Here is a 9776-nt window from a genome sequence, read left to right on the forward strand (position 1 = left end):
TATGTAGGGTGGACCGGGCGGCGCTCCGCTTCAGCCCCCAGCGAAGTCCAAGCTCTAAAAACGGGCGCGAGGGGGGTACGTTATTCCGCCTCGTTTCGACGTTAATCCAGATCGCGGTGCAACTGGTCGCGGTTGGCCAAGGTTGGGAAGAGTTTCATCCAGGTGCCGGTGATGATCAGCGTTCCGACCCCGCCGATCACTACAGCTGGCACCGTGCCGAACCAGTGTGCGGTCAGGCCGGATTCGAATTCGCCGAGCTGATTCGACGCGCCGATGAACAGTCCATTGACCGCGCTGACCCGGCCGCGCATGGCGTCCGGCGTTTCCAGCTGCACGAAGGCGCCGCGTATCACCATGCTGATCATGTCCGCCGCGCCGAGTATCACCAGCACGCCGAGCGACAACCAAAACGAGGTCGATAGGCCGAAGGCGATGGTGGCCAGGCCGAATACCCCGACGGCGGCGAACATCACCCGACCGACCTGCCGGTTGATTGGATATCGCGCCAACCAGAACGACATCAGCAGTGCGCCCACCGCTGGCGCCGAGCGCAGCAGCCCGAGGCCCCAAGGCCCGGTGAGCAGGATGTCCTTGGCGAACACCGGCAGCAGCGCCGTGGCACCACCGAGCAGCACGGCGAACATGTCCAGCGAAATGGCACCGAAGATGTCCGGCCGGCTGCGGATGAAGCGCATGCCGGCGAGCAGGTTGTCCATCGCCGGGCCGGTCTGTTTCGATGGGGCCGGGCGTTTCGGCAGGCTCAGCATCAGGCTGCAGGCCAGAGCGAAGAGGAGTGCCACCGGGCCATACACCCACAAGGGGCCGATGGCAAAGAGCAACCCGCCAAGCGCCGGGGCGACGATGGTCGCTGTCTGCATGGCCGAAGACGAGGCGGCGACCGCCGCCGGAAACAGCTGCGTCGGCACCAGACTCGGCAGTAACGCCTGGGTAGCAGGACCTTCGAAGGCTCGCGCGGTGCCCAGCAGGAAAGCTAGCACGAAGATCATTTCCCGCGTCACCCCGAGCCCCCCGGCACCGAGCACCAGCGACAGGGCGATCAGGCCTTGCAATCCCTGACACAACGCGGCGACCCGGCGGCGATCGAAGCGATCGGCGACATGCCCGGTCCAGAGGATGAACAACAGACGCGGAAAGAACTCGGCCAACCCCACCAGGCCGAGATCCAGCACGCTGCCGGTCAGTTCGTACATGTGCCAACCGATGGCCACCGCCAACATCTGAAAGCCGCTGGCGGTGAATACGCGCGCAAACCAGAACTTGATGAAGGGGCGTTGGTGGCGCAGCAGGAGTTTGGCGTGGGTCGACATCAGGCAAGCGCAAGAACGGCAGGGCCGGGCAGATTAGCACGCAGCCAATGCACGCGAGGCTCGCGTTTGACGGTGGCGTTCGTTGTTCGCACCGGTTCGATCATTGCTGCTACCGGCCCAGCCTACGCAATGATCGGCGTCTGAGCTGTCTTGCGCACCATTCAGCTGTCACCCGATGCATGGGGCAGGACACCACGTTCGTCGAACACTGCCTTGGCCGTCATCATGCCGTTGAGCGCCGCAGGGAAGCCGGCATAGACGGCCATCTGAATGATCACCTCGACCACCTGCTGCGGTGTGCAGCCGACGTTCAGCGCGCCGTGGATATGTACCGCCAACTGCGGCTGGCAATGCCCGAGTGCGGTCAGCGCCGCCACCGTAGCAAGCTCGCGTTGCGGCAGGTCGAGGCCGGGGCGCTGGTAGATGTCGCCGAAGGGAAACTCGATGACGTAACGGGCCAGGTCCGGGGCGATGACTTGCAGGCTGTCAATGACCTTGCGGCCAGCCTCGCCGTCGATCTGTTGGAGCTTGGCCAGGCCTTCGGTGTAGCGGGTCGATGCAGACATGGAGCGTTCCTCTCGATTGGGTAGAGGAAAGCCTGCGGGTTGGAGCGGACTCCAGGTCAAGCCATTGTTTGCTGGCGATACAGTTCGATCTTCGCCTGCAGTGCATCGAGGTGCTCGCGGTCGCGCTCAAGGCGTGCCTGCAGCCTGGCGGCGTGCGCTTCGAGCAGGACCTGGCGCGCGGCGAGCGTCGCCTCTCCCTGTTCGCGCAAATCGGCATAGCGGGTGATGTCCTCCAGCGCCATGCCCGTTTCCTTCAACCGAAGGATGAACGCGACCCACTCCAGGTCACGCGGACCATAGACACGAAAGCCGCTGGCGTCCCGCGCGACCTGGCGCAGAAGGCCAATCTTCTCGTAATAGCGCAGGGTATCGGCGGACAGCCCGGTGCGTGCGGCGAACTGCTGGATGCTCAGCCTGGCCGGTGCTTCGCTCACGGCTTGATCGCCCTCAGGATGACGAACTTGGGCGTCGCCGCGACCTGTTCGACCTTGCCGAACAGGCGCTTGAGCTTGAGGTGATAGCTGAGGTGGCGGTTGCCGACGATCCACAACTCGCCGCCTTTCGCGAGCGCGGTCTTGCCCTGGGTGAACATGCGCCAGGCGAGAAAGTCGCCGACCACCTGCTGCTGGTGAAAAGGCGGATTGCACAACACCAGATCCAGCGAGGCGGGCGGCTGTTCGGCGAGCCCGTCGCCAGCTCGGATATCGGCCGGACGCTCGCCGAGGATCGCCTGCCAGTTCTCCTCTGCCGATTGCACCGCCATGTAGCTCTCGTCCACCAATGTCATCTGCGCCTGCGGATTGCTCAGCGCGTAGACGATGCCGAGCACGCCGTTGCCACAGCCCAGATCCGCCACGCGCAGGTTGCCGAGCGCCTTGGGCAGGTGCGGAAGGAAGGCGCGGGTGCCGATGTCGAGTTCTTCGCGGCAGAACAGGTTGGCGTGGTTGAGCAGTTCGATGCCCGGCTGATCGAGGCGGTAGCGGGTCGGGTAGGGCGACACGGGCGCTGGCTTGTCGCTCGGTATGGCAACCAGCAGGCGTGCCTTTTTTACCGCCAGTGAGGCTTGCACTGGGCCGATGTACTTTTCCAGCAAGTCGCCCGCTGCACGTGGCAGATGTTTGATCATCGCGCCGGCGATCACCTGCGCACCCGGTGCAAGCTGGCCGTGCAGGCGGATCAGTTGTTCCTCCAGCAGCGCCAGGGTTTTGGGCACCCGAATCAGCACGCGGTCGAACGGCCCTCGCGCAACTTCGCTGGCAGGAACGAAAGTCACCGCGTCACCCGTCAGGTCGTTGCGTTGCAGATTCTTTTCCAGCGCCAGGTGCGCCAGGTGCGAATCGCCGCTGCTGGTGACCTGGGTGTGCTGCGCCAGCGAGCACGCCAGCGCCCCGAAGCTGTCGTTGAGGATCAGCACCCGGCTATCAGGCGACAGGTCCTGCTCATGCAGCTGCGTCAGCAGATACTCGTCGGCGGCGTCGAAGGCCTGCAGCGGCTCGTTGGGCTGCTCGGGCTGACGGATCAGGTCGAGGCGGGCGAAAGGCGATTCGAGAATAGGCATAAGAACTGGCGGTGTTTGTGGGCGTCGGAATGGAGTATCAAGGAATCAAACCGTTGAAACGATCGGCGTCGCTATACGCATCGGCAGCGTAGCCTGGTCGGTTCAGAACGGCTTGACGCTGCTTGCTCTGGCTGTCGGGTGGCGTACTTGCCTCGCCAAGGTTATTCAGTGGCCTGATGAGCCTCAATCCGCAGAAGTTCGCGAAGGGAGCGAAGTATGACCGTCAGCGAAGAGAAGTTCACCCGTCAACGTCTGCTCGAGGTGCAGACGCTGACGCCCAGCCTGTTTACCCTGCGTACCACTCGCGATCCCGGCTTTCGGTTCACGGCGGGCCAGTTCGCCCGTCTCGGTGTCCGCAAGCCCAGCGGCAGCATCGTCTGGCGGGCCTATTCGATGGTCTCGGCGCCCCATGACGAGTTTCTCGACTTCTTTTCAATCGTGGTGCCGGATGGCGAGTTCACCAGCGAGCTGAGCCGCCTCAAGCCTGGCGATGAGTTGCTGGTGGACAAACAGGCGTTCGGTTTTCTCACCCTGGACCGCTTCATCGATGGTCGCGACCTGTGGTTGCTCGGCACCGGGACCGGCATCGCGCCGTTTCTCTCGATTCTGCAGGACTTCGAGGTCTGGCAGCGCTTCGAACGGATCATCCTGGTCTACAGCGCGCGGACCGCATCCGAACTGGCCTACCAGGCGCTGATTCGCGACTTGCCGCATCGCGACTACCTGGAAGGCCTCGGTTCGAAGCTTACCTACCTGCCGGTGGTGACCCGCGAACGGATCCCCGGCGCGCTGCACGGGCGCGTCACCACGCTGATCGATAGCGGCGAGCTGGAGCGTGCCGCCGGCCTGGCGCTGGAACCGGAGCACTCGCGGATCATGCTCTGCGGCAATCCGCAGATGATTGAAGACACCCGCGCCATGCTCAAGGCCCGCGAGCTGAACCTCGCCTTGACCCGTAAGCCCGGTCAGGTGGCGGTGGAGAATTACTGGTAGCGCATGAGCTGGATGTTCGTTGGGGCTTTAGCCTGCCGTGGCCGGATCGAAACCTCCGTTGGGCTGAAGCCAGTCTGAGGTCTGTGCGACGCACTATCTGAACCAAAAAGCCCCCGCCGGACGATCCGGCGGGGGCTTTCGTTCGAGTGGCTCCGCCTGAGGCTCGCCGTTCGACCTGCTTAGACCACGCCCTGGGCCAGCATGGCATCGGCGACCTTGACGAAGCCGGCGATATTGGCGCCTTTCACGTAGTTGGTGCGGCCGTTTTCTTCGCCGTACGCCACGCAGGCATGGTGAATCGACTGCATGATGCCGTGCAACTTGGTATCCACTTCACCGGCGGTCCAATGCATGCGCATGGCGTTCTGGCTCATTTCCAAGCCGCTACAGGCCACGCCGCCGGCGTTGGACGCCTTGCCCGGGGCGAACAGGATGCCCGCTTCGAGGAACAGGTCCACCGCTTCGAGCGTCGAGGGCATGTTGGCGCCTTCGGCAACGCAGAGGCAGCCGTTACTCAACAGGGTGCGCGCATCCTCGCCATCGAGTTCGTTCTGCGTGGCGCAGGGGAGGGCGATTTCGCAGGGCAGGCTCCAGGGACGCTGATCGGGCAGGTGGGTGACATCGAAATGCCGGCCCATTTCCTCGAGCCGCCCGCGACGGACGTTCTTCAGGTCCATCAAATATTCCCACTGCTCGTCGCTCAGCCCATCAGGGAAGTGCAGCGTACCCCCTGAATCCGATAGTGAAACGACCTTGCCGCCCAGCTCCATGACCTTCTGTGCGGCGAATTGCGCGACGTTACCCGATCCGGAAATCGCCACACGCTTGCCATCGAAACTGGCGTGGGAGGTCTTGAGCATTTCTTCGGCGAAGTACACGCAGCCGTAGCCGGTGGCTTCCGGGCGGATCAGGCTGCCCCCATAGGACAGGCTCTTGCCGGTCAGCACCGAGGTGAACTGATTGGACAGGCGTTTGTACTGGCCGAACAGGTAGCCGATCTCGCGTGCGCCAACTCCGATGTCGCCGGCCGGGACATCCAGGTCGGCGCCGACATGGCGGAACAGCTCGCTCATGAAGGACTGGCAGAAGCGCATCACTTCACCGTCGCTCTTGCCTTTGGGGTTGAAGTCCGAGCCGCCCTTGCCGCCGCCCATGGGCAGCGAGGTGAGGGAGTTCTTGAATACTTGCTCGAAGGCGAGAAACTTCAAAACGCCCATGTTGACCGAGGGGTGAAAGCGCAGGCCGCCCTTATAGGGACCGATGGCACTGTTCATTTGAATCCGAAAGCCGCGGTTGACCTGGACCTGCCCCCGATCATCGACCCACGGAACGCGGAATAGAATGGCCCGCTCCGGCTCGACCATGCGCTCTAGGATGCCGGCCTGCCGGTACTTCGGGTTCGCTTCCAGAAAAGGCCAGAGACTGCCGAGTACCTCTTCGACGGCTTGATGGAATTCTGGTTGGTGAGGGTCGCGCTGCTTCAGGCGGTCAAGAAACGCATGGACGGTTTCAGTCATTCGAATGGCCTCGGAATACCGCGGTAGCGGTCACGAAAAAGGGATAAGGCCGTCGACTCTAGCAAAGCGGGTTTGCCCCGCGATAGTGCATGTAATGCGCTACGCACGTTATTGGTGCGTGATCATGGCCGTGTCCTGCTCTTGTGAGCGGATGGGCGTTGGTGATTCAGACCTGGCCAACGTCGCTGGCCAACTCGGCCTGCAGCCAGGTCACGAAGCTGCCGATCAGGCGTTGGCGTCGTTTGCGCTCAGGCAGCACGACGTAATAGCCGAACTCGGTTCGCACGCTTTCATTACAAACCCGGCAGAGCAGACCCTGAGCCAGGAGATCATCGACCAGATGACGCCAGCCAATGGCCACGCCTTGGCCGGCAATCGCCGCCTGGATCAGCAGCGTGTAGTTGTCGAAGCGCAACATGCCCGCGCCAGGTGTCTCAGTGATGCCGAACGCGCGAAACAGGCTGCTCCAGTCGAGCCAGCGTGAGCGGCTTTCCGGGCGCAGATGCAGCAGCGGCAGCCGCGAAAGCGCTGTCGGCGCCAGGGGCGTCGTCTCATTCTTCAGCAGCAGCGGGCTGCAGACGGGATAGACCTCCTCGTGAAACAGCAGATGCGCCTCGCCATGCTTGGAGCGACCGTCGCCGAAGACGATGGCCACGTCGGTTTCCGATGGCAGCACGCCGAGGCCGCGCTCGCTGGTCACCAGGCTGACATCCACTGCAGGATGAAGCTGATGAAAACGCTCCAGGCGCGGCATCAGCCAGTACGCGGCGAAGGCGAAATCGGTGGCGACCTGGAGCACCTCATGCTGCTGCTGCGCGGTCACCGCGGCGAGGCCGGCGTCCAGCGCGCCCAGGCCCTGCTGCACATAGCCCAGGAGCAGCTCGCCGGCCTCGGTAAGGACGATGCCGCGGTAGACGCGATCGAACAGCCGGATCGCCAACTGTTGCTCCAGGCGTTTGATCTGCTGACTGATGGCCGGCTGCGTGCTGCCCAGCTCAAGCGCGGCGGCGGTAAAGCTTTGCTGGCGAGCCGCGGATTCGAAGACCCGCAGTGTGTCGAGAGGAATCTGATCGATTCGATTTGGCATTAGCTGTGCTTATCCTAGGCATATATCGCAGCCGGGTTTACCGCAGCGCTACAGGGTCCAGACTGTGTTCCAAGCAATCTCGCATAAAAACACGGAATGGACCATTCGCATTATGAAGCGCCCCAATATCCTGTTCATCATGGCCGACCAAATGGCCGCTCCCATCCTGCCGATGCATGATCCTGCGTCGCCGATCAAAGTGCCGAATCTCGCGCGCCTGGCCGCCGAAGGCGTGGTGTTCGATTCGGCGTATTGCAACAGCCCGCTCTGCGCGCCGTCGCGCTTCACCCTGGTCAGTGGGCAGCTGCCGAGCAAGATCGGCGCTTACGACAATGCCGCCGACTTCCCAGCCGACGTGCCCACCTACGCGCACTACTTGCGGCGGCTCGGTTATCGCACGGCGCTGTCCGGCAAGATGCATTTCTGCGGCCCGGACCAGCTGCATGGCTACGAAGAGCGGCTGACCAGCGACATCTATCCCGCCGACTACGGCTGGGCAGTGAACTGGGACGAGCCAGAAGTCCGCCTGAGCTGGTACCACAATATGTCGTCGGTGCTGCAGGCCGGGCCCAGCGTGCGTACCAACCAGATGGATTTCGATGAAGAAGTGGTGTTCAAGGCGCAGCAGTACCTCTACGACTTCGTTCGCGCAGACGAGGGCCAGCCGTTCTGCCTGACGGTTTCGATGACCCACCCTCACGACCCGTACACCATTCCCGAGGAATACTGGAACCGCTATCAGGATGAGGACATCCCTCTGCCGCGCCAGGACATCGACCAGGACGAGCAGGACCCTCATTCGCAGCGCCTGCTCAAGGTCATCGATCTTTGGGGCAAATCACTGCCCGAAGAGAAAATCCGCGATGCCCGCCGCGCCTATTTCGGCGCCTGCAGTTATATCGACGACAACGTTGGCAAGCTGCTGAAAACGCTCGAGGCGTGCGGCCTGGCCGAGGACACCATCGTGGTGTTCTCCGGAGATCACGGCGACCAGCTAGGCGAGCGTGGCCTCTGGTACAAAATGCACTGGTTCGAGATGGCCGCTCGCGTGCCGCTGATCATCCGTGCCCCGGGAATCGACCCGGCACGGGTCGGTGCTTCGGTATCGACCGCCGACCTGTTGCCAACCCTGGTCGAGCTGGCGGGCGGCACGCTGGAAGCCAATCTGCCGCTCGATGGACGCTCGCTGCTGCCGCACCTCACCGGCCACGAGGGCCATGACGAAGTGATCGGCGAATACATGGCCGAAGGCACCACCAGCCCTTTGATGATGATTCGGCGCGGCGCCTACAAGTTCATCTATTCGGAGCAGGACCCTTGCCTGCTGTTCGATGTGGCCGGCGATCCGCTGGAGCGCGAAAACCTGATGAACTCTCCCGATCACCAGGCGCTTGCCGAGGCCTTTCTGACCGAGGCGCGGCAGCGCTGGGACATCCAGGCCATCCATGATCAGGTGCTCGCCAGCCAGCGTCGTCGGCGCCTGGTCAGCGAAGCGCTGAGCCTGGGCAAGCTGACCAGCTGGGACCATCAACCCTGGGTCGATGCCAGCCAGCAATACATGCGCAACCACATCGACCTGGACGATCTCGAGCGCAAGGCACGTTACCCCCGGCCTTGAGCGCCAATCGGCGGCGAGCCCGTGTCACCAAAGGAACTTTCGAACAGAGAGAAGGCAGACGGACATGAATAAAACTATAAATGCGGTTGTGGTCGGCAGCGTGTTGCTGGCCGTCACGAGTCTCCAGGCGCAGGGCGCGGTCGAAGGCGAGCAGTGCTCCACGGTGCGCCTGGGGGATCCGGGCTGGAGCGACATCGCGGTCACCAATGGCATCGCCAGCCTGCTGCTGGAGGGCCTCGGTTACAAGCCGAAGGTCATGACGCTGGGCGTGCCGATCATCTTCGCCGGGCTGACCAAGAATCAGCTCGATGTCTTTCTCGGCAATTGGATGCCGGCGCAACAGGACAACTACGACAAGTTCGTGGCGACCGGTGAAATCGAAGAGCACAGCGTCAACCTGACCGGCACCGAATATACCCTGGCGGTGCCGACCTCGGTGTGGAATGCCGGCGTGAAGCGTTTCGAGGACCTCGACTCGCACGCCGAGCTGTTCGACAAGACCCTCTACGGGATTGCCGCCGGTGCGCCGGCGAATCTGTCGATCCAGAAAATGATTGATCAAGATGAGTTCGGGCTGGGCGACTGGCGACTGGTGGAATCCAGCGAGCAGGCGATGCTGGTGCAGGTGGGGCGCGCGGTGAAGCGCGATAAGGGTGTGGTCTTTCTCGGTTGGACGCCGCACCCGATGAACGTGCAGTTCGACATCAAGTACCTCAAAGGTGGCGAGGCCTATTTCGGCGAGAGCGGCACGGTCAATACGCTGGTACGCAAGGGCTATGCCGCGCAGTGCCCGAACGTTGGCAAATTGCTGAGCAACCTGAAATTCACCCAGGACATGGAGAACGCCATCATGGACGAGGTGCTGGCCAGAAATGCCAGCAACGACGCGGCGGTGAAGGCCTGGGTGAAGGCCCATCCCGAGGTGCTCGAAGGCTGGCTGCAAGGCGTCACGACCCGCGAAGGTGAAGACGGGCTGGCCGCGGTGAAAGCCTCGCTCTGAGGTTAGCTTCGTAGGGTGGATCACGCTTCATCGATCCACCAGGCGACCGCAACGGTGGATGAAAGAGCGTCATCCACCCTACGTAGGACGTTTGGTTGAGCGTCGCCTG

General features: G+C 62.9%; 9 protein-coding genes. 3 read left to right on the plus strand and 6 right to left on the minus strand.

Annotation, left to right across the window (positions count from 1 at the left end):
- Positions 1-101: 101 nt before the first annotated feature.
- The 4 genes from MCB86_RS21940 to MCB86_RS21955 all read right to left on the minus strand — a co-directional run bounded on the left by MCB86_RS21940 (position 102) and on the right by MCB86_RS21955 (position 3452).
- Positions 102-1328: an MFS transporter gene (locus MCB86_RS21940; RefSeq protein WP_239612145.1), complete on the minus strand. Its 1227-nt coding sequence runs from the start codon at positions 1326-1328 to the stop codon at positions 102-104.
- A 161-nt stretch (positions 1329-1489) separates the two neighbouring features.
- Positions 1490-1894 (minus strand): carboxymuconolactone decarboxylase family protein, encoded by a 405-nt coding sequence (locus tag MCB86_RS21945; protein ID WP_045160625.1) that lies wholly within the window; start codon positions 1892-1894, stop codon positions 1490-1492.
- A gap of 56 nt (positions 1895-1950) precedes the next feature.
- Positions 1951-2328 (minus strand): MerR family transcriptional regulator, encoded by a 378-nt coding sequence (locus MCB86_RS21950; protein WP_080890543.1) that lies wholly within the window; start codon positions 2326-2328, stop codon positions 1951-1953.
- On the minus strand, positions 2325-3452 hold the full coding sequence (locus MCB86_RS21955) for a class I SAM-dependent methyltransferase (RefSeq protein ID WP_239612146.1): 1128 nt from the start codon (positions 3450-3452) through the stop codon (positions 2325-2327). Before MCB86_RS21955 ends, MCB86_RS21950 begins: the two co-directional genes overlap by 4 nt.
- A 216-nt stretch (positions 3453-3668) precedes the next feature.
- Here MCB86_RS21955 and MCB86_RS21960 point away from each other — a divergent pair, with 216 nt between their 5' ends.
- Positions 3669-4445: a ferredoxin--NADP reductase gene (locus MCB86_RS21960; protein ID WP_239612147.1), complete on the plus strand. Its 777-nt coding sequence runs from the start codon at positions 3669-3671 to the stop codon at positions 4443-4445.
- Positions 4446-4624: 179 nt separating this feature from the next.
- Here the strand turns inward: MCB86_RS21960 and gdhA are convergent, their stop codons facing one another.
- Together gdhA and MCB86_RS21970 are read right to left on the minus strand one after the other, a co-directional pair.
- The gene (gdhA, locus tag MCB86_RS21965) at positions 4625-5962 is read right to left on the minus strand and encodes an NADP-specific glutamate dehydrogenase (protein ID WP_045160628.1); all 1338 of its coding nucleotides are present in this window, start codon (positions 5960-5962) and stop codon (positions 4625-4627) included.
- 166 nt (positions 5963-6128) lie between these two features.
- The gene (locus MCB86_RS21970) at positions 6129-7049 is read right to left on the minus strand and encodes a LysR family transcriptional regulator (RefSeq protein ID WP_239612148.1); all 921 of its coding nucleotides are present in this window, start codon (positions 7047-7049) and stop codon (positions 6129-6131) included.
- A gap of 109 nt (positions 7050-7158) precedes the next feature.
- Between MCB86_RS21970 and betC the strand changes: the two genes are divergently transcribed.
- On the plus strand, positions 7159-8667 hold the full coding sequence (gene betC, locus MCB86_RS21975) for a choline-sulfatase (RefSeq protein ID WP_239612150.1): 1509 nt from the start codon (positions 7159-7161) through the stop codon (positions 8665-8667).
- 64 nt (positions 8668-8731) lie between these two features.
- Entirely contained in the window at positions 8732-9667 is a 936-nt protein-coding gene (gene choX / locus MCB86_RS21980; RefSeq protein WP_045160630.1) for a choline ABC transporter substrate-binding protein, read from the plus strand.
- Positions 9668-9776 lie beyond the last annotated feature (109 nt).

This window comes from Pseudomonas sp. KSR10 (genome assembly GCF_022355455.1).
Classification (GTDB): domain Bacteria; phylum Pseudomonadota; class Gammaproteobacteria; order Pseudomonadales; family Pseudomonadaceae; genus Stutzerimonas; species Stutzerimonas stutzeri_E.